Below are 19,910 nucleotides of genomic sequence, written 5' to 3' on the forward strand. Positions count from 1 at the left end.
ATATAATAAAAACTAGTTTTATAAAGCTAGACAATCATGGGTAGACACAAGGGGAGACTAGAATGGAAATACTACAAGCAACAATGGATGAACTAGAGGACTTAGCAAAACTGTTTGATGAATATCGTCAATTTTATGGAATTGAGTCAGATATAAGCAGTGCCAAGGCATTTTTACAATTACGATTGGCCTTGAAAGAATCCGTCATTTTTATCGCGCTGATGGATGACAAGATAATTGGATTTACACAATTATATCCAACATTTTCGTCCATTGCTTTACAGCGAGCCTATATTTTAAATGATATTTATGTAACAGAAGATGCTAGAGGCCTAGGGGTGGGCAAGGCATTGATGGAAAAGGTATTTCATTATTGCGAGCAACAGTATGCTCGCTATGTCACGTTACAAACGGCGGCTGATAATGTAAATGCACGTAAGCTTTATGAAAAGCTACAAATGAAGCAAGATGAATATTGTAATTATGTTAAATATTTTATGTAAGCCGAAGTGGTGAATCTCATCGTTGGATGAAAATGCTTCTTTCAGATCATAAATATCCCCTAGATCGTTTTGATCTAGGGGATATTTTTAATTCTAACTATTTTATTTCAAGCGTATAGGGTTGTGTGCTAGCTTTGCCATCAAACTCACTTACTTCAATATAGTATTTGCCTGCATCCAGCTCCACCGTACCAACCTCGGCATCACCAACACCGTAAAGATCGAATGTTTTGACGGTTTTTCCGTTTGCATCTAACACTCGAATAACACCATCCAACGCTTTTTCTGTTTGGAGTGAGAAGAAGACTTCGCGTTTCTGATCGTTATTCCATTCAAAATAGTCTTTATCACCAAATGGTATACCTGCATTTAAATATTGCGTTGCAACCCATTTCTCATCCTTTTTCACAAGAACAGATGGCTTGCTAGGTACTCCATTTACTAATTTTGAATCCGCATCTTCATCCACATGCTTATGATCAAACAATGTTAATGTATAAGGCTGAATCGATACTTGGCCAAGCCCCATGCTGTTGACTAGAATAAAATAGCCTCGATCCTTCTTTGCCTTAAACGATGTATTTACATCGTTTGTACCCATCATTCCAAGTAACATTTCAAGAATATTATCACCTAAGCCAAATGGAATTTCTGTCTCCATTTCTTTGGCATCAATCTTCATATTGCCGTTCGTATCTTCGATGATAGCTCCTGCAAATTTCAAGTCTTTTTGTAGTTCTTTAGGTAGCTGAGCTAATTGTTCATTTGTAAAGGGAACCGAAGAAAGAAGCAGACTCATGACTTCATCATTGCCTTGTTGCTTATAGTAATAATAATCTACATCATCTTGATAAATCAGGTGGTCTCTATAAGTAGTACCTGGTTGAATTTTTAGCGCTTTTGCTTCCTCATGATTGTTTGGATTGTACTCTGCTGGAATATCGCCTATTTTCTTTGTTTTCAATGTATAAGGCTCAGCAGATCGTTCTCCAGCATTGACAACGGCTACCACGTATGTTTTGTCCTTTTTCAATGGTATGACCTTTGCATCGTCTTCGTTACCAGCTGAACCAAGTAGTAGTGCCAGTATACCAAGGTCATTAGTTAAGGAAGAAACGGGAATTAATTCTTTTGTTTCTTCATCATATTCAAACACTGTACCTGTCGGCATTTGGTTCATGCCTTTCAAAAAGCTGAAGCTATAAAGGGCGTCTTCCTTCGCTTTAAATAAGAAATAATCCTCATCATAATCTGTTTGGAAATAAGCTTTTTGATCGTCACCTATTTCAAAGCGGATTGCCTGCTTAATGATAGGGTCAACATTTTCTAGGTTGCCTGAAGCCGTAGGATTCAATAACATACTCATCAGGCTGTCAATTTCATTACGTTTTTTTATGTTGTTTTCTATAAGCGGTAATTGGCTCTCTGGAACATTTTCTTCGATCATGGCTTCATCTACAGGTAGACCATCCTCATCAGGTGGGAGGGAAACTACTTCACCTTTTAATGTGTAAGGGATCATCGATTCACTGATCGTTTCTTCTTTTTCGATGCCGCCACTAAAGAACATCTCCATAGAAAACTCGCTATTACTTTCATTAGATACACTTAAAACGTACTCTTGATCTGGAACAGCGTCGATAATCATACGAACCGGTTCACCTTTTGCTGTACCATAAGCGGTCTGCATTGGATAGGCTTCTTCTTCACCTTCATCATTTTCAGCTTGATCGATTTCTTCTGGTGGCACAGGATTAAAGTCATCTTTTAGATAAAGCTCCATAGAGGCAGTGACACCAGGAATTCCCGATAGATCAAATTGTAACGTCGTCGGTTTTTTGACAGAGAACGTGAAGTAATCTTGATCTTGTTGTTGATCTTTTGACAGTAATGTATAGTTTTTACCTGCTGTACTATATGGGAACTTTTTAATAGGCTCCATCGTAGACTTGTCTATTGTATCAATTGGCAAGTCCTTCGTCGTTTGTGCTGTAAAAATGTAAGTAGATTTGCCTTTTAAACTATAGCTTCCATTATGATCTTTGACACCAATGACAAGCGTTCCCTTTTGATCTGCTTTAAATAGATAACCTTCTTTTTTTCCTACGCGAACATCATTGACATGGATAGGCTCTACATCACCAATCCCGCTATTTGGGTAGAAATATAAATCAAAGGCATAGTCGTATTTGTCAGCGCCTTTTAATGTTAATTGAGCATATTCATTTTCTTCTAAATCGACTTTATACCATTTCTTTTCGTCTTGCTGTTCAAAAGTACCCTGTTCTGTATTTAGCTTATTTTTAGCAAGGATCTTGGCGTTCTTAATACGATCTTCCTTTGTCTCTGAATAATGCTTAGGCAATTTATTTAAATCAAATTGTAATGCTTTTACAGGATCAACTAATCCGTGACCATAAGTAAGATCATAGCCTTTCTCGCCCAAATCTTGTGCGGTCATTTCTAAAATCGCTTCTATTTGATGCGGTTTTAAAGATGGGTCTTTGGATTTAAGAAGAGAGGCGATACCTGCCACGACAGGAGAGGCCATGGATGTTCCACTAAACTTGACAAAAGATGATCCTTTCTTCGCATCATGAACGGTACTATAAATGTCTTCACCTGGTGCAACAATATCCACAGATGGTCCGTAATTGGAGTAGCTCGATAGTTTGTTACGTTCGTTTGTTGAACCAACACTAATGACACCTTCGAAAGAAGCGGGGAAGGAATATTCATCTGTCGATTCATTTCCTGCGGCCGCCACAATTGTAATCCCACTATCAATCGCTTTCTGAACGGCTTCCTTCATCAGGGGAGATTCACCATAGCCTCCTAGACTCATATTAATGACGTCAACGCCCTGCTCAATTGCATAAAGAATACCCTGTGCAATGATGAAATCATTAGCACCTTCTTTGCCGTTAAATACATCAATTGGCAGTAACTTTGCATTCGGATTAATCCCATGCCCACCTACGCCATTATCTTTTGCTGCGGCGATAATACCTGCCACATGTGTTCCGTGATCGCCTGAATAAGTAGTATTAGCAGGTGCTGCTGCATTATAGGGTGGAAGTACTTGTGACTTTAGATCGGGGTGTTTAAAATCTACACCAGAATCAATGACAGCAACTGTGACATCATGGTTGCCTGCTAATTCTAGTGCCTTATCCATTTGCAGTAAGTTTAAATGATACATCTCTTGTTTTTTAGGATCAGCTTCTTTATTAAAAGAATGATAGATGTAACTAGGAGATACACTTGATATTCCGTTTTGCTTTAAATAGTAAGAGACGGCTTTTTCGATCGATACGCCTTTATTTAGTTGTACAACATCATACCCTAATGAAGGAATGGAGCGGATGACCTTGGAGCCAATTTTTTTATGTACGTTTTTATCAAGACCTGAATGCTTGATAACAATTGTATCCTTACTCATCCATTTTTCTTCATTCTTCTCTGTTTGTTTCGCACTGTTTGCCAGCATGTTTTTCGCTTTATGCTGAGGTGCCTCAGCAAAGGCAGAAGCAGCAGGAACCATGAGTGCAGCAGATGCTACAACAGCGACTGATTTTTTATACCAACTTTTCAATTGTTATCTCTCCTTGGTGTTATAAATTAAATCTCGACTATATTAATACGGACAAAGATTAGAAAAGTTTCGTAATGGAGGAAAATTTTTCTTTGCTATTTTAATTTTTGGTAGGTATAACGAAAAAACCTAGCATTATTAAAAGCTTTAGATCTGTTCTATTAATTGTTGTAGCTCCTGCTTGGAACGAGGGATGTTGATATTTTCCTGCAATAGCTTCTTTTTTTGCAAAGCTATGACCATTTCAAAAATCCATGGACGTTCAAGATGCGCGCGATGTAACAATTCGTCTTCATAAAACAAGGTGATTGGATCACCGTTATAAATAATTTTTCCAGCCTCCATAACAATGATTAGATCTGCCCATTCATAGGCGAGAGGTATGTCATGGGTTGCTAGTAAAATGGTTCTCTCACCATCATCTAATTTGGCTAAGTATTGTAATACTTGTGTAGCATAATAATTATCAAGACCGGCTGTTGGTTCATCTAACAAAAGGACAGAGGGCTCCATCGCTAAAACACCTGCCATTGCTACACGTTTTTTCTGACCTACGCTTAAAAAATGAATGGGTTTATCAAGCAAATCTTCCACTTCGGTTTGCGCAACGGCCCATGCTATTTTTTCTTCCGTTTTTTCAGTAGACCAGCCGAGATTCAATGGGCCAAATGCTATATCTTGCTTGACGGTCCCTGAAAAAAGCTGATGATCTGCATTCTGAAAAACAATGCCGACTTTTTGGCGTAGGGCCTTTAAAGCTTTTCGACTATATTCCAGATCGTTGCCTTCGAATACAATCGTTCCAGCTGTAGGTTTTAAAATACCGTTAAGATGCTGAAATAAAGTCGATTTTCCTGCGCCATTATGTCCGAGTATGGCGATTTTTTTACCTTTTGGAATGTCTAATGTAATATCTGACAACGCCTTCGTACCATCCGCATAGGCATAAGATAATTGGTTGAGTTCAAAATAAAATGCTGTCATGTAAAATACCCTCCATATACGATGAGGACTAGTAAAATAGCTGCCATGCCTAGCCAATTTTTCTTGCTATAAGAGCCCATCTCTTGCCAGTAGACGGCCTCGCCTCCACGTGATTGCATGGCATTGTTGAGCTCTCGGCTACGCTGAAACATTTCCACAAATAATGCCACAATAAGCATGGAGACAGAGCGTAGCCATTGCATCGGTGAATGATAGCCAAGACGTGCTTGCTGGGCGAGATGTATATTTTGCATGCTTTCTAAAAACATAAAAATAAAACGATAGATTAGTTCGACGAGCTCCACTAATAAAGAGGGAAGTCGCCATTGTCGTAGCACATAACATATTCCTTGTACGGAAGTGGTTAGAATTAAAAAGTATAAACAACTAATGCTGCCAAGGACAATAAAGAACAGCTGTTGCGCTGCTAACACACTTGCATTCCCAATAAAGACAGTCCAATTCCTAAATGTAAACGACCAAATATGGGCAGGGAGTGCATTCGTTGATGATGTAAAGGAAAGTAAAATAGATACGAGACTTGTTAATAAGAAAAAGCTAGGTAGCAATAATAATTTGCCGTAGTATGCAAGCGGAATTTTTGCACCTAAAATGATAAAAGCACTCATTACAAAAAATGTAATGAGTGAAAGTCGTTCATCTCTCATGATGAGCGTTATGAGAAGTAGTCCAAGTGAAAATATCATTTTTTCTAGCGGATGAACGGACGCTAGCTTATTCAGATAGGCATACTTATCAATGAGTAACATAATGGTTAACCTTCTTTGTGTTTGCCACGCATATAGCCGATGAAGTAGCCAATAAAGCCAGCTCCTATAGCTGCCTGTAGCACGAATAATAAGCTTTCGATTTCACCACTTGGTGGCTCCCATAGACTTTCAAACCATGGTTCATATTCCGCATTGATTTCACCGATAGCTGCTTCTGCTTCTCCATCAGCACCACCAAATTCAGCACCTTTTTGTATGAATAAGGGAATGATGGCTAACAACACAACAATTGCTAATAACAATAAATTTTTTTTCATTTGTTAATGTGCCTCCTTTGTTGAGAAAACACGTAACGTTTTTAATTCGCTAACATTGTATTTTTTCAAGAAATTCATCACAATGACCGTTAAAATTCCTTCACTCACTGCTAAAGGAATTTGAGTTAAGGCAAAAATACCTGCAAACTTTGTAAAGGATGCCATAAAGCCTCCAACCTCTGAAGGAAAGGCTAGTGCTAGTTGTACAGAAGTCACAATGTATGTACCTAAATCACCAAGCATAGCTGCAAAGAATATGGCTAGTGAAAATGACAACCCTACTTTTTGAGCCCCTTTAAAGACAAAGTAAGCAATAAAAGGACCAACAATAGCCATAGAAAAGGCATTAGCCCCTAAAGTTGTAATTCCTCCATGAGCTAATAATAAAGATTGAAATAATAAAACGATTGTTCCAATTACACTCATTGCTAGAGGGCCAAAGAGTACTGTCCCAAGTCCTACACCAGTTGGGTGAGAGCAACTACCTGTAACTGAAGGGATTTTTAGGGCGGATAGCACAAAGGCAAAGGCTCCTGAAAGCCCCAAAAGCATTTTTGTTTCAGGATTTTCATCAATGGTTTTTCGAATAGAACGCAATCCTAGAATGATAAATGGGATAGAGATCACCCACCAAAAAATAGCCCATTCGATTGGTAAAAAACCTTCCATGATATGCATGGCAAAGGCACGTTTTGGCACGATTAAAAAGGCCAGTAAAAAATAACTAAGTTTCCACCATGATAATTTCAAAAAGCTTTCCTCCTAACTAATTAATAGATTTTTAGAATATTGCGTGCGTAATTAAAAAAAGCACTTCTCCTTAGGTGGAAAAGTGCATAGCTAAAAAAGCAAATAACAGTCTCATCTGCTAAGCCGCACACCTATCCTCGTAGGTTGAAACGATCACTTATTTTTCGGCAGGTCTCCTGGCTCTAGTTCAATGCTTTATAGGTCTTCCCATCCGTTGGACAGTGACATATTCTATAAAGCTCCCTATTACAGTGGCGGGACCGCGCCGGGCTCAAACCGGCTTCCCTTTTAAGCAAAATGACAAGCACTTTGCACCGAAAAACATTCAAATTGTGAGATTTCACGACAAAGTGTAACATGAATTTCCATAAATATGCTATACCTTTTATGAAATTTTTTAAATTAAAGGTCAACAGTGAATATTCTGATAAAATTTTGTGCGCAAATTATATAGATTGTATAAATTTCATACCTAGTTCCATTCAAAATTGATAAATTTGTCATAAATTTTTAAAGAAATATTGAAATTTTAAAATAATAAGATATGATAAAGACAGTTTTCTATTTAAAATTCTAATAAAAATTTCATATAAAACGTCAATAAGTGCTCGAATAGCTCGAGATAATAGGGAAATTGGTGAAAATCCAATACAGCCCCCGCTACTGTAATAGCTGATGAAATCGCAAAGCCACTGGTACAAACTTGGGAAGGTGCGACAGTAAAATGAAGCTTAAGTCAGGAAACCTGCTTATTTGATTGTGCATGCAAACTTTTCGGAGGGAGAAGTTGAAGCGAAAGCGGGTACCTGTATTTCATTCTATTCGTTTTTATTTGGCTTCTACAAAACCTTTACTCTTCGTTATAGAGTAAAGGTTTTTCTTTTTCCAAAAAGCAAATGAGGGGAGACAGAAGATGACAACTTGGAATTTAGAGGGGATGAAAACACATCTCTTTATTTGCAATGGCAGTAGCTGCATGAAAAAGGATGGGGAGGAAATTACCTTAGCCATTCGAGATGAGATACAGCGGCAAGCACTCGATCAGGAAATACATACGACAAGAACGCGCTGTAATGGACGCTGCAAGGATGCTTGTGTGGTAATCGCTTATCCTCAAGGAAACTGGTATCGTGTGCCATCAACAGAGCATGCTAGAACACTAGTACAAGATTTACATCATGAATCCTTATACAACGAACATGTCTTTACACTTCGTGAAGGTACATTACAGCGTACTGCTCAAACAACTGCCATTAAAGGGATCGAAAAGGTGAAAGAGGGGTAACAACATGGCGCAAAAAGGAAAAATTTTCGTAGTAGGCTTTGGACCTGGAGATTTTAAGCATATTACGACACGTGCAGTAGAGGCTTTACAACAAAGTGATATGATTATAGGCTATAAAACCTATGTAGAGCTGATTCAAGATTTAGTAAGTGCAAAATCGATTGTTAGTACAGGCATGACAGAAGAAGTGTCGCGTGCACAGGAAGCCGTTCGTCAAGCTGAAGCAGGGAGCATCGTCTCAGTAATTTCGAGTGGTGATGCAGGCGTCTATGGCATGGCAGGATTAGTCTATGAGGTGTTAATTGAGCTAGGCTGGACAGAAGCAACAGGAATTGAAGTTGAAATTGTTCCTGGGATTTCTGCGATTAATTCATGCGCTAGCATACTTGGTGCACCTATTATGCATGATGCTTGTACAATCAGTTTGAGTGACCATCTAACACCTTGGAATTTAATTGCAAAGCGTGTCGAGGCAGCTGCGATGGCGGACTTTGTCATTGCTTTATACAATCCTAAAAGTGGACGTCGAACAAGACAAATTGTCGAGGCTCAACGAATACTTTTAGAATATCGTTCGCCAGACACACCAGTTGGGCTTGTGAAAAGTGCCTATCGAGAACGTCAAGAAGTGACCATGACAACACTAGCAGAAATGCTAGAACATGATATTGGTATGTTGACAACTGTCATTATCGGGAATTCGTCAACATTTTTCTATGACAATAAGATGATTACGCCCCGCGGTTACCAACGTAAATATACCCTGGGTGAAGAGAAACAGCCATTACGTCCACATCAACGTTTACGCGAAGAAAATGAACCTTGGGCAATGAACCAAGAGACAGGAACAGCGCGAAATGACTTTACGGCTGACCCTAATGCAGGGCGCTTTAATAAACCCAGTATAGCCGCTACGCCAAAGCCGAAAAAAACAGCTCTTGAAATGGCTACAGCGGCACTTGCAATGGTAAAAGGGACAAGCGCAGTCAAAGTAACACCGAAGCTTGTACAGCAAAAAATAGAATCTATTTTTGAATTAGCAGTAAGTCCTGGTGTAGCCAATAAGTTTTTTACTCCCCAGCAAATGATGACGTTAGCGGAGGTCGTTGGGGATGAGGGGACGATGGAATACACACCAGATCATCAAATTCATTTGAAAATACCAACGACTGCCCCTGAACAGATCACAGAGAAATTACAGGAAGTAGGGTTTTTATTAGCTCCGATTGGTGATGTGTTATCACTGAAGGCTTGTGATTTTTGCTACGGTGAAAAGGCTGATTCAATACCATATGCAGAGGAAATACAAGAAAAACTAGGCGGTATGTCCTTACCAAAGACATTAAATATTGGCTTTAATGGCTGTGGGATGGCCTGTTATCGGGCTGTATTTGATGATATTGGCATCGTCTACCGCAAAAGTAAATTCGATGTCTTTATTGGAGCAAAACCAGTCGGTCGTACAGCACACGCAGCACAGCCTGTTGTAGAAGGGCTGGAGCCTGAGCAACTAATTCCACTCATTACAGATATTATTGAAGAATATAAAGCAAATGCTCATCCAAATGAACGCTTATTTAAATATTTTAAACGTGTGAAAAAAATACTGCATTTTACGTATCAAGATATGTCTTCCAAAATAAAAGTAGAGCCAGCTCCGTGCGGCGACTAGTAAGGAGTAGAGAGATGAAAGCTATTTTATTTGTCGGCCATGGGAGCCGTTTAGCAGCAGGAAATGATGAGGTTCGTACATTTATCGAACAAATGACACCGCGTATTGATGAACAATTTTTAGTGGAAACTTGTTTCCTTGAATTTGCTTCACCTAACATCGAAGAAGGTATTACAAACTGTGTGAAAAAGGGAGCTACAGAGGTACATGTAATTCCAATCATTTTACTGCATGCAGGCCATTCAAAACTGCATATTCCAGCGGAAATCGAGCATGCACGTGAGCATTATCCAACGATTACCTTCACATATGGTCAAACAATTGGTATCCATGATGAAATCTTTGCCATTTTACAAGATCGCCTAGCTGAAATTGGCTTTAATTCAGAACAAGAGCAGGAAGACACAGCGATTTTATTGATTGCACGAGGTGGCAGTGATCCATCTGCTAATGGTGATTTTTATAAAATCACGCGACTTTTATGGGAAAAACTACCTGTAAAATACGTAGAAAGTGCTTTTATGGGTGTCACAGATCCACGAGTTGAAGAAGGAATTGAACGTTGTGTCAAACTAGGTGCAAAAAAAATCATCATGTTACCATACTTTTTATTCACAGGCATTTTGATGGAACGTATGCATGGCATGTGTGAGAAGTTTAATGAACTTTATCCAGATTGTGATATTCAAATTGCTAACTATTTTGGCTACCATGAACGGTTACAAAATGTTTTATTAGAGCGTATTGAACAGGCAATCAACGGTACATCAACAGGTATGCAAGATTTAGAAGATTATCGCGCCTATGCGGCAGTACATGGACATGCACATCATCATCACCATCATGATCACGATCATGGACATGCGCATCATCACGATCACGATCATGGGCATGACCATGACCATGACCATCATCATGAAGAGGAGCCGGTAAAATGATTTTCATGTTAGCAGGGACAAGTGATGCAAGGGATCTAGCCCTTGCATTACAAAGCGCAGGTTATGCGGTAACCGCTACGGTCGTCACTGAATCGGCAGCCTCTAGTCTTGCTGACGTTGGCCTGCCACATTTAATCGGTAGACTGACAGCTGAGGAAATGGCGACCATCATGACAGAGCAGGGCTATCAATTGGTGGTAGATGCTTCTCATCCATTTGCGGAGGAAGCCTCTAAAAATGCGATGGCAGCGGCAGAGCAGGCAAAGATTCCTTATATTCGCTATGAAAGAGCTCATGAACATTATGCCCATCCTTTGATTACTGTTGTAAAGGATTATGAGGAGGCAGCTCAGCTAGCTGCAGAAAAACGCGGTGTCATTATGCTAACGACAGGTAGTAAAACACTCGCTACCTTTACAAGGGTTTTACAGGGCTTAGAAAATACAAGAGTAATCGCTCGTATGCTTCCACGACTGGATAATATGGAAAAATGTGAGGCACTTGGCGTGGCGCAGCGAGATATTGTGGCTATTCAAGGTCCGTTTTCAAAGGAATTAAATGAAGCTCTATTTCGTCAATACGGAGTGACGTTGATGATTACCAAAGAAAGCGGTAAAGTGGGCTCAGTTGATGAGAAGCTAGAGGCAGCTCTCGCATGCCAGATTGAAACGATTCTTATTGCACGACCAAATATACAGTACGGCCAACAATATTCAACATTTGAAGAAGTATTACAGGCTGTTGAACATACAATTTAGGAGGCATTTTCCATGGATTTTAAAACAGATTTTAAACCATTAACGGTAGACCCAGATAAAATTTACGATTACAGTTTCTCTATTATTGCAGAGGAAATGGGCGAGCATGACTTCTCAGAAGATGAATGGAAAGTTGTACGTCGCATTATCCATGCATCAGCTGATTTCGAGCTAGGCCGTAGTGTCATCATTACACCAGGTGCTATTGAAGCGGGTATCAAGTCTATTCTTGCAGGACGTCATGTCATTGCAGATGTGCAAATGATTGAAAGTGGCTCTGGTAAAAAGCGTTTCCAAAAGCATGGTGGTGATTTGCATTGCTATATTGCGGATGAAGATGTATCAATAGAAGCGAAAAAACAAAATACAACACGTGCCATTATTTCGATGCAAAAGGCATCAAAATTACATAAAGGTGGTATTTATGCCATTGGTAATGCACCAACTGCATTGCTGGAATTGATTCGATTAATTAAAGAAGGGCTAGCAAAACCAGATTTAATTATCGGTATGCCTGTTGGTTTTGTGTCAGCAGCTGAGTCAAAAGAAGAGCTGCTTAAACTAGAAGGGATTCCGTACATTACAAATGTTGGTCGTAAAGGCGGTAGTACAGTGACGGTTGCTGCTTTAAATGCCATCTCACTTTTAGCGGACGAACAGGCGAAAAAATAATGGAGCGGAAGCCAAAAAAGGACCCCAAGGACATGCGTCACGGTTATACGACGGGAGCCTGTGCAACTGCTGTATCAAAGGCTGCACTGCTTGCCCTTATTACTAAGGAGGAGCAAGAGACAAGCACGATTCATTTACCTATTGGTCGAGATGCAACCTTTACAATTGAAAAATGTATATTTGAAGAAAATGCTGTCAGCTGTGAAACGATTAAAGATGCTGGTGATGATCCTGATGCGACCCATCAGGCACTCATCGTTGGCACAGTGAGCTGGGCAGATACACCTGGGATTCATTTAGATGGAGGTATTGGTGTCGGGCGTGTCACAAAGCCTGGCCTGCCAGTGCCTGTCGGAGAGGCAGCCATTAATCCTGTACCCCGTAAAATGATTTATAGCACGGTCCAAGGTGTGTTGGACGAATTTCACATTACTCGAGGCGTGAATGTGGTGATTTCTGTACCTAAGGGTGAGGAGATTGCTAAAAAAACGTTAAATGGACGACTCGGTATACTTGGGGGCATCTCAATCTTAGGCACAAGGGGAACCGTCGTGCCTTTTTCGAGTTCTGCTTATATGGCCAGTATTGTCCAAGCCATCAGTGTAGCGAAAGAGGCTGGCTGTGAGCATTTAGTGGTGACAACAGGTGGACGAAGTGAGAAGTTTGCGATGAAACAATACCCACATCTAGCAGAAGAAGCGTTTATTGAAATGGGTGACTTTGTAGGTTTTACATTAAAGCATTGTAAGCGTCTAGGCATCAAACAAGTTTCACTCGTTGGGATGATGGGGAAATTTTCTAAAGTCGCACAAGGAGTCATGATGGTGCATTCCAAAAGTGCACCAATCGATTTTAATTTTTTAGCACAGCTGGCAAAGGATATAGGGGCAGATAGAGAAACGATAGCACAAGTTCTGGAGGCAAATACAGCTTCACAAGTAGGTGAGATGATGATGGAGAAGGGCTATGATGCGTTCTTCCATCGTTTATGTGAGGCTTGCTGCTATTCCTCTATCCATCATATTAAGGGCGGTTTAACGCTTTCCACATCGATCTATTCGATGCAGGGACAATTATTAGGAAGGGCTGATGACATTGCATCGATCGATGAAGTTGATTGGGATCGGGGATAACGGATTAGCAAGCTTATTACCTCAATACCTTCAGTGGATTGAAGACTGTGAGGTACTTGTTGGTGGTGAGCGAGTACTTGATTTTTTCCCAGACTATAGGGGTGAAAAAATCCTGATAAAAGGAGGTCTTTCAACACTTGTTGAAAGATTGTCTGAAGAAACAAGAAATACCGTGATTCTTGCATCTGGAGATCCATTATTTTATGGCATCGGAGGCTACTTAGCAAAAAAGCTACAAATAGAGGTTTATCCCTATATGAGCTCCGTCCAGCTGGCCTTTGCGAAAATGGGAGAGAGCTGGCAGGATGCTTACGTAACGAGTATTCATGGACGACCAATGAAGGGCCTGGCACAGCGAATTGATGGCAAAAAGAAAGTGGCACTTTTAACCGATGCAGAGAATAGTCCGAATGCTCTTGCTAAATATCTAAAGCATTTTGGTATGACGGAATATCGTGCGTTTGTCGCCGAAAATTTACAGGGCGACAACGAAAAAAGTGGCTGGTACTCGCTCGATGAAATGGAAGTTACTCATTTTTCTCCTTTAAATGTCGTGATTTTAAAACAAACAATAGCACCGAAACGCTACACGCTCGGGATTGATGATGAGGAATTTTCACAACGAAAGCCAGATAAAGGACTTATTACGAAGAAAGAAATTCGAGTTTTAAGTTTGCAAGCCATGCAGCTTCAACGGGATAGCATTATTTGGGATATTGGCACATGTACGGGATCAATGGCCATTGAGGCAGGTAAGCTTGCTCCTGAGGGACAAGTTTTTGCCGTAGAAAAAAATGCCCCTGATTTAGAAAACTGTCTTCAAAACCAACAAAAGTTTCGAGTCGATATAACTGCTATCCATAGTAAAGCACCAGAGGGTTTAGACAACTTTCCAGACCCTGATGCCATTTTCATCGGGGGCACTGGTGGTGAAATGGTTGAGTTACTGCAATTATGCTGTCAGCGTTTAAAGCAAAATGGGCGCATTGTCTTAAATGCGGCGACTATTGAAAATTTATATAAAGCTGTTGAGGCATTTAAAGCTTGTGGTTTTGCTGTTGACATTTTACAGGCTCAGCTGGCACGCAGTAAACCAATTTTAGATATGACACGCTTTGTGCCATTAAATCCAATATACATTATTTCCGCTTATCGAAAGGAAGAAAATCATGAGTAATCTAGGAATTTTATATGGCTTGGGCGTTGGTCCTGGCGATCCAGAATTAATTACAGTAAAGGCATTTCGAGTGATTCAGGAATCACCTGTTATTGCTTACCCAAAAAAGCTAAAAGGCAGTAAAAGCTATGCCCATCGTATTGTAGATGTGTATATTAATCCAGAAGAAAAAGATATGCTTGGTCTTGTATTCCCAATGACGAAAGATGAGGCTGTTCTAGAACGTGAATGGACAAAGTCAGTAGAACTTGTCTACGAAAAATTACAAGCAGGCAAAGATGTAGCCTTTGTTACAGAGGGCGATCCTTTATTGTATAGTACGTTTATTCATATGATGAAGCTAATGCAGGACAAGCATCCAGATGTCGAAATTCGCACGGTACCAGGAATTTCTTCGTTTAATGGCTCTGCATCACGCTTAGGCATTGCGTTAGCGGATGGTGATGATCGTGTTGCGATTATTCCTGCGTATGACAATTACGAAGCTATGCGTGAAGCGATTGAAACACATGATGCTGTTGTTTTTATTAAAGTGGCGAAAGTGATTGATTTAATGCTTGAAGTGCTACGCGATTTAGATTTATTAGATAAAGCATCCGTGGTGACAAAGGTAACATCTGATGAAGAAATCATTTGGGATGTGCGTGAGTTGGATGGTGTCGATTTAGAATATTTAACATTAATGGTGGTGCGTAAATAATGAAAAAAATCTATATTGTCGGCGCTGGTCCTGGTGATCCGGATTTAATTACAGTCAAAGGTTTACATATGTTACAAACAGCGGACGTTGTCATGTATACAGATTCTTTAGTGAGTGAGGACCTTATTGCGAAAGCTAGACCAGATGCGGAGGTCATTCGTACAGCTGGTATGCATTTGGAGGAAATGGTTGCTGTGATGGTGGACCGAGTCAATGCTGGTAAAACAGTGGCACGTATGCATACAGGTGATCCAGCGATGTATGGTGCCATTATGGAGCAAGTTGCGCTATTAAAAAAGGAAGGCATTGGGTATGAAGTCATTCCAGGAGTTAGCTCTGTATTTGCATCGGCCGCTGCAATCGGAGCTGAGCTAACAATTCCTGATCTAACACAAACCCTTATTCTAACACGTGCAGAGGGGCGCACACCTGTACCAGAATTTGAAAAGCTGCGTGATTTAGCGAGCCATCATTGTACAATTGCCTTATTCCTTAGTGCAACGCTGACGAAAAAAATTGTCAAAGAGCTACAAAGTGCTGGTTGGGCTGATGACACGCCTGTAGCAGTTATTCAACGAGCTTCATGGCCCGATCAAAAAATCGTACGAACAACTTTAATCGAATTAGATGAAGCGATGCGTGTGAATGGTATTCGTAAGCATGCGATGATTTTAGCGGGCTGGGCATTAGACCCGAACATTCATGATAAAGATCAATATCGTTCGAAGTTATATGATGCAAGCTTTACACACGGCTTTAGAAAAGGTGTGAAGACAAGTGATTGAGTTACAAGAGGGTGTGTTACCAGAGGTTGATCAACGTAATCCTTATGCCGTTGTAGCCATTACGAAGCATGGTGTCCAAATAGGACGTCGTCTGCAGCAAACCTTTGCAGCAAGTGATTTATATTATATGAGTAAATTTGAACAAGGCGATGAAGAAGAAAAGCATATTCAACTATTTACAGGAACAGTGCGCCTGCTATTGCCAACACTATTTAAGCAATATAAAGGGTTAATTTTAATTATTTCACTAGGGGCAGTTGTACGAATGATTGCGCCGATTTTAAAGGATAAAAAGACAGACCCAGGTGTTGTGGTGATTGATGATCGAGGGGAAAATGTGATTAGCGTATTATCAGGGCATTTAGGTGGTGCCAATGAGCTAACACACGAGGTGGCAGCTGCACTTGGTGCAAATCCGATTATTACAACGGCTTCTGATGTGCAAAAGACCATTCCTGTCGACTTATTTGGCGCACGTTTTGGCTGGGTATGGGATAGTGCCGATAAATTGACGCCAGTAAGTGCTTCTGTCGTCAACGAGGAACATGTAGCCATTGTACAGGAAACAGGCGAACGTGATTGGTGGATGCGAGATACACCGATGCCAGAGCAAATTAAAATCTATCCATCAACACAGGCAGCCATCCAAGCTACTCCCCATGCCACATTATTAATAACAGATCGAATCATTGAACCTGAAGAAGAGGTTCTTCTAGAAAACGGTGTTATTTATCGCCCAAAATCCATTGTGCTAGGAATGGGCTGTAACCGTGGTACATCTTTAGAGGAAATTGAACAAGTAATCGATGAAACCTTGGCAGAGCTAAAGCTTTCGAAAAAAAGTGTGAAAGCCTTATGCACGATTGATTTGAAGAAAGATGAGCAATGTTTCTTAGAGATTACGAAGAAATATGATTGGGAGTTCGTTACGTATACACCGGATGAATTAAATGAAATCGAATTTCCATCACCCTCTGAAACAGTCTTTAAATATACAGGTGCATACGGAGTGAGTGAACCAGCAGCTATGCGCTATGCACAGGTTCCATCACTTCTATTAGAGAAGAAAAAATCGGGTAATGCTACGATTTCAGTTGCTAGATACCTATTTTAAGGAGGAAGTCCATGCAAACAAATCGCTTTGTACTAGCTGGTACGGGTAGTGGTGTAGGCAAAACTACTTTTACCATTGGACTGATGAAGGCACTTCAAAACAAAGGGAACGTGGTACAGGGCTTTAAATGCGGTCCTGATTATATCGACCCAACCTATCATACAGCTGTAACGGGCAGAGTATCTCGTAATATTGATAGCTGGATGTTTTCACACGAAGCAGTCCGTGATATTGTGGCACGTGCAAGTATAGATGCAGATGTATCTATTATTGAAGGTGTGATGGGCTTTTATGACGGTAAAAGCCCTTTATCTGACGCTGGGTCTGCTGCTGATATTAGCGTAGTGACAGAGAGTCCTGTTATTTTAATTGTCAATTGTGCTAGCATGGCGCGTAGCGTAGCAGCAGTTGTGAAAGGCTTCCAATTACTATCAGATAAGCCGAATATCGTTGGTGTTATTGCGAACCAGGTTGGTAGTGTCGGTCATTACGAAATTGCGAAGGCAGCTATTGAACAAGAATGCGGCATACCTGTTATTGGCTACCTAAAGCGTGAGGAAGGGATCGATATCCCGAGTCGTCATTTAGGGTTAGTACCTGCTATTGAAAGAGGAGAGCTAGATTCATTTTTTGATAAACTAGGGAACCTGATGGCGGAAACGATTGATTTGGATCAATTAATACATTTAACAAAGGCTCCTATCTTGCAAGAATCAGGCCATTTATTTAGGGAGGAGCCTTCACGAAATATTTGTATAGCAGTTGCAAGAGATGCAGCTTTTAATTTTTATTATGAAGAAAACTTGGCTTTGTTACGTGCGAAAGGTGCGACACTACAGTTTTTCTCACCGCTTGCGAATGAGCCTGTACCAGCTGAAGCAGATGGCTTGTATATTGGTGGTGGCTTTCCTGAGGAATTTGCAGAGTCACTTGCTACCAATACAGTCGTTAAAGACTCTATTCGTCAAGTCATTGCTAAAGGTCTTCCAACATTAGCTGAGTGTGGGGGCTTTATGTATTTAACAGAGGCCATTACAAATAGCCATGGCGACCGCTATGACATGGTAGGGGTAATTCCTGGAGAAGTGGCGATGCAAACAAAACTAGCAGCACTTGGTTATCGTGAAATTTTTGGCACAGCCGATAATTTCTTAATTGGTGCTGAGGAACAAGCGAAGGGCCATGAGTTCCATTATTCCAAATATAGTGGTTCTCACAATACAGCAGCCTATGAAACGATTGGTCGTTTTGGCAAAAAGAAAGAAGGCTATCAAGAAGGAAATTTAGTGGCTGGCTATACTCATTTCCATTTTGTATCAAACCCAAAGCTAGTTGACAATTGGTTAACAGCTTGTAAGAAGGTGAAAAGTAATGACTAATTATTTTCCTATTCATATCAATCTAGAATATAAAACAGTTGTGATTGTAGGCGGGGGTCACGTGGCAACGCAGAAGGTAGCATCCCTGTTACCAGCAAAGGCAAACATCGTGATTGTCAGTCCAACCTTACATAACACATTACAGTCACTTGCAGAGTCAGGGCAAATTACTTGGAAGCAAAAGGAATTTGAACCTCGTGATTTAGATGACGCCATTCTCATTATCGCTGCAACGAATGTGACAGCAGTTAACGAAGCCGTTCAAGAAGCAGCACAGCATTGGCAATTAATCAACCGAACAGATAAACAAAGTGAAAGTGATTTTATTACGCCTGCTACTGTTCGCCGTGGTCCGTTGGTGGTAACTGTTTCGACATCGGGAGCAAGCCCAAGTCTAGCCCGCAAGATTAAAGCAGATTTAGAAGAGCAATTCGATGATGCTTATGATGACTATGTATGCTTTTTACAGCAAGCTCGATTAATGATTGCTGCTAAGTATGATAAAGGTCCACAAAGACGTGCGGCATTACAAGCATTGCTAGAGCCAAACATCCTTGAATGGACACGTCATGGTGAGATCGATCGACGAGAAGCATATTTACAACAACTATTGATGGGAGCAACGCAATGAAGGATGGAATCGTATATATCGTGGGAGCAGGTCCTGGCGATCCGAAGCTCATTACTGTGTATGGACTGGAATGTATTCAAAAGTCTGATGTAATTGCTTATGACCGTCTTGTAAATCCTAAATTGCTTGATTTTGCAAAAAAGGATGCGGAGCTAGTTTATTGTGGCAAATTACCTGGGAAGCATCATCTCATTCAAGAGGAAATAAATGCATTACTCGTTGAAAAAGCACAAAAAGGTAAAATTGTTACACGCCTAAAAGGTGGCGATCCCTTTGTTTTTGGACGTGGCGCGGAGGAAGCTGAAATATTAAAAAATCATGGCATTGCCTATGAAATCGTTCCGGGGATTACAGCAGGAATTGCAGCTCCTGCATACGCAGGAATTCCAGTTACACATAGAGACTTCGCGACAAGCTTTGCCCTTGTAACTGGACATGGTCGTGAAGAAAAAGGACAAGATTTTTTGAATTGGCCCGCTTTAGCTACGGGTATAGATACCGTTGCCTTTTATATGAGCGTTGGTAATATTGCCTACATTGCTCGCAAATTAATCGAAAATGGACGGAAGGCAACAACGCCAGTAGCGGTCATTGAGTGGGGAACAACTGCTCAGCAACGCACGATTACAGGGCCGCTAGATGAGATAGCCAGCATCATTGAGCGTGAAGGGTACCATAACCCTTCTATGATTGTTGTTGGCGAGGTTGTCAATGTACGGGAAAAAATTCAATGGTTTGAAGAGCAAGGTCTTACCTTTTCATAATCATTTCTTATAAGCGCACAAG

The 19,910-nt window shown here is 40.5% G+C and carries 19 protein-coding genes and 2 riboswitches; of the genes, 14 read left to right on the plus strand and 5 right to left on the minus strand.

Annotated features, from left to right (window positions below; all coding sequences use genetic code 11):
- The first annotated feature begins 62 nt into the window (after positions 1-62).
- Positions 63-503 carry a GNAT family N-acetyltransferase gene (locus tag VK91_RS09645; protein WP_048392339.1) on the plus strand — a complete coding sequence of 147 codons (441 nt, stop codon included), beginning with the start codon at positions 63-65 and terminating at the stop codon, positions 501-503.
- Between the two features lie 97 nt (positions 504-600).
- Here the strand turns inward: VK91_RS09645 and VK91_RS09650 are convergent, their stop codons facing one another.
- The 5 genes from VK91_RS09650 to VK91_RS09670 all read right to left on the minus strand — a co-directional run bounded on the left by VK91_RS09650 (position 601) and on the right by VK91_RS09670 (position 6,880).
- Positions 601-4,098, minus strand: a complete 3,498-nt coding sequence (locus VK91_RS09650) for a S8 family serine peptidase (RefSeq protein ID WP_048392340.1) — start codon at positions 4,096-4,098, stop codon at positions 601-603.
- A gap of 147 nt (positions 4,099-4,245) precedes the next feature.
- Positions 4,246-5,082 (minus strand): energy-coupling factor ABC transporter ATP-binding protein, encoded by an 837-nt coding sequence (locus VK91_RS09655; RefSeq protein WP_048392341.1) that lies wholly within the window; start codon positions 5,080-5,082, stop codon positions 4,246-4,248.
- Positions 5,079-5,852 carry a cobalt ECF transporter T component CbiQ gene (cbiQ, locus tag VK91_RS09660; protein ID WP_048392342.1) on the minus strand — a complete coding sequence of 258 codons (774 nt, stop codon included), beginning with the start codon at positions 5,850-5,852 and terminating at the stop codon, positions 5,079-5,081. The genes VK91_RS09655 and cbiQ overlap by 4 nt, the downstream gene beginning before the upstream one ends.
- 5 nt (positions 5,853-5,857) lie before the next feature.
- Positions 5,858-6,130, minus strand: a complete 273-nt coding sequence (locus VK91_RS09665) for an energy-coupling factor ABC transporter substrate-binding protein (RefSeq protein WP_009370241.1) — start codon at positions 6,128-6,130, stop codon at positions 5,858-5,860.
- Positions 6,131-6,133: 3 nt separating this feature from the next.
- Entirely contained in the window at positions 6,134-6,880 is a 747-nt protein-coding gene (locus VK91_RS09670; RefSeq protein ID WP_048392343.1) for an energy-coupling factor ABC transporter permease, read from the minus strand.
- A 148-nt stretch (positions 6,881-7,028) separates the two neighbouring features.
- Positions 7,029-7,214: riboswitch (cobalamin riboswitch) on the minus strand.
- Between the two features lie 251 nt (positions 7,215-7,465).
- Positions 7,466-7,648, plus strand: a riboswitch (cobalamin riboswitch).
- Positions 7,649-7,793: 145 nt separating this feature from the next.
- Between VK91_RS09670 and VK91_RS09675 the strand changes: the two genes are divergently transcribed.
- The 13 genes from VK91_RS09675 to cobA are packed head-to-tail and all read left to right on the plus strand — an operon-like array spanning position 7,794 to position 19,888.
- Positions 7,794-8,165, plus strand: a complete 372-nt coding sequence (locus VK91_RS09675; RefSeq protein WP_004231296.1) for a ferredoxin — start codon at positions 7,794-7,796, stop codon at positions 8,163-8,165.
- Between the two features lie 4 nt (positions 8,166-8,169).
- A complete protein-coding gene (cobJ, locus tag VK91_RS09680; protein ID WP_048392344.1) occupies positions 8,170-9,837 on the plus strand; it encodes a precorrin-3B C(17)-methyltransferase in 1,668 nt (555 codons plus the stop codon).
- Positions 9,838-9,851: 14 nt separating this feature from the next.
- Complete coding sequence (locus VK91_RS09685; protein WP_048392345.1) at positions 9,852-10,775, plus strand: sirohydrochlorin chelatase; 924 nt, start codon at positions 9,852-9,854, stop codon at positions 10,773-10,775.
- Positions 10,772-11,533 carry a precorrin-6A reductase gene (gene cobK / locus VK91_RS09690; RefSeq protein WP_048392346.1) on the plus strand — a complete coding sequence of 254 codons (762 nt, stop codon included), beginning with the start codon at positions 10,772-10,774 and terminating at the stop codon, positions 11,531-11,533. Before VK91_RS09685 ends, cobK begins: the two co-directional genes overlap by 4 nt.
- Before the next feature lie 12 nt (positions 11,534-11,545).
- Entirely contained in the window at positions 11,546-12,205 is a 660-nt protein-coding gene (locus VK91_RS09695; protein ID WP_048392347.1) for a precorrin-8X methylmutase, read from the plus strand.
- Positions 12,205-13,338: a cobalt-precorrin-5B (C(1))-methyltransferase gene (locus VK91_RS09700; RefSeq protein ID WP_048392348.1), complete on the plus strand. Its 1,134-nt coding sequence runs from the start codon at positions 12,205-12,207 to the stop codon at positions 13,336-13,338. The genes VK91_RS09695 and VK91_RS09700 overlap by 1 nt, the downstream gene beginning before the upstream one ends.
- Complete coding sequence (locus VK91_RS09705; RefSeq protein ID WP_048392349.1) at positions 13,295-14,515, plus strand: bifunctional cobalt-precorrin-7 (C(5))-methyltransferase/cobalt-precorrin-6B (C(15))-methyltransferase; 1,221 nt, start codon at positions 13,295-13,297, stop codon at positions 14,513-14,515. The genes VK91_RS09700 and VK91_RS09705 overlap by 44 nt, the downstream gene beginning before the upstream one ends.
- Complete coding sequence (cobI, locus tag VK91_RS09710; protein ID WP_004231310.1) at positions 14,508-15,215, plus strand: precorrin-2 C(20)-methyltransferase; 708 nt, start codon at positions 14,508-14,510, stop codon at positions 15,213-15,215. Before VK91_RS09705 ends, cobI begins: the two co-directional genes overlap by 8 nt.
- Positions 15,215-16,000 (plus strand): precorrin-4 C(11)-methyltransferase, encoded by a 786-nt coding sequence (gene cobM, locus VK91_RS09715; protein WP_004231312.1) that lies wholly within the window; start codon positions 15,215-15,217, stop codon positions 15,998-16,000. Before cobI ends, cobM begins: the two co-directional genes overlap by 1 nt.
- Positions 15,993-17,114 carry a cobalt-precorrin 5A hydrolase gene (locus VK91_RS09720; protein WP_048392350.1) on the plus strand — a complete coding sequence of 374 codons (1,122 nt, stop codon included), beginning with the start codon at positions 15,993-15,995 and terminating at the stop codon, positions 17,112-17,114. The genes cobM and VK91_RS09720 overlap by 8 nt, the downstream gene beginning before the upstream one ends.
- 11 nt (positions 17,115-17,125) lie before the next feature.
- Positions 17,126-18,493: a cobyrinate a,c-diamide synthase gene (locus tag VK91_RS09725; protein ID WP_048392351.1), complete on the plus strand. Its 1,368-nt coding sequence runs from the start codon at positions 17,126-17,128 to the stop codon at positions 18,491-18,493.
- Positions 18,486-19,124: a bifunctional precorrin-2 dehydrogenase/sirohydrochlorin ferrochelatase gene (locus tag VK91_RS09730; RefSeq protein WP_009370253.1), complete on the plus strand. Its 639-nt coding sequence runs from the start codon at positions 18,486-18,488 to the stop codon at positions 19,122-19,124. Before VK91_RS09725 ends, VK91_RS09730 begins: the two co-directional genes overlap by 8 nt.
- Positions 19,121-19,888, plus strand: coding sequence for a uroporphyrinogen-III C-methyltransferase (gene cobA / locus VK91_RS09735; protein ID WP_048392352.1), 768 nt, complete (start codon positions 19,121-19,123; stop codon positions 19,886-19,888). The genes VK91_RS09730 and cobA overlap by 4 nt, the downstream gene beginning before the upstream one ends.
- Positions 19,889-19,910 lie beyond the last annotated feature (22 nt).

Origin of the sequence: Lysinibacillus sp. LK3 (genome assembly GCF_001043675.1) — a bacterium.
GTDB lineage: Bacteria > Bacillota > Bacilli > Bacillales_A > Planococcaceae > Lysinibacillus > Lysinibacillus capsici.

Bases quoted from the DNA above. Each gene is read 5' to 3' on its own strand.
- VK91_RS09645 (WP_048392339.1), top strand. From the start codon at position 63: ATGGAAATACTACAAGCAACAATGGATGAACTAGAGGACTTAGCAAAA.
- VK91_RS09655 (WP_048392341.1), bottom strand. From the start codon at position 5,082: ATGACAGCATTTTATTTTGAACTCAACCAATTATCTTATGCCTATGCG.
- cbiQ (WP_048392342.1), bottom strand. From the start codon at position 5,852: ATGTTACTCATTGATAAGTATGCCTATCTGAATAAGCTAGCGTCCGTT.
- VK91_RS09665 (WP_009370241.1), bottom strand. From the start codon at position 6,130: ATGAAAAAAAATTTATTGTTATTAGCAATTGTTGTGTTGTTAGCCATC.
- VK91_RS09675 (WP_004231296.1), top strand. From the start codon at position 7,794: ATGACAACTTGGAATTTAGAGGGGATGAAAACACATCTCTTTATTTGC.
- cobJ (WP_048392344.1), top strand. From the start codon at position 8,170: ATGGCGCAAAAAGGAAAAATTTTCGTAGTAGGCTTTGGACCTGGAGAT.
- VK91_RS09685 (WP_048392345.1), top strand. From the start codon at position 9,852: ATGAAAGCTATTTTATTTGTCGGCCATGGGAGCCGTTTAGCAGCAGGA.
- cobK (WP_048392346.1), top strand. From the start codon at position 10,772: ATGATTTTCATGTTAGCAGGGACAAGTGATGCAAGGGATCTAGCCCTT.
- VK91_RS09695 (WP_048392347.1), top strand. From the start codon at position 11,546: ATGGATTTTAAAACAGATTTTAAACCATTAACGGTAGACCCAGATAAA.
- VK91_RS09700 (WP_048392348.1), top strand. From the start codon at position 12,205: ATGGAGCGGAAGCCAAAAAAGGACCCCAAGGACATGCGTCACGGTTAT.
- VK91_RS09705 (WP_048392349.1), top strand. From the start codon at position 13,295: ATGACATTGCATCGATCGATGAAGTTGATTGGGATCGGGGATAACGGA.
- cobI (WP_004231310.1), top strand. From the start codon at position 14,508: ATGAGTAATCTAGGAATTTTATATGGCTTGGGCGTTGGTCCTGGCGAT.
- cobM (WP_004231312.1), top strand. From the start codon at position 15,215: ATGAAAAAAATCTATATTGTCGGCGCTGGTCCTGGTGATCCGGATTTA.
- VK91_RS09725 (WP_048392351.1), top strand. From the start codon at position 17,126: ATGCAAACAAATCGCTTTGTACTAGCTGGTACGGGTAGTGGTGTAGGC.
- VK91_RS09730 (WP_009370253.1), top strand. From the start codon at position 18,486: ATGACTAATTATTTTCCTATTCATATCAATCTAGAATATAAAACAGTT.
- cobA (WP_048392352.1), top strand. From the start codon at position 19,121: ATGAAGGATGGAATCGTATATATCGTGGGAGCAGGTCCTGGCGATCCG.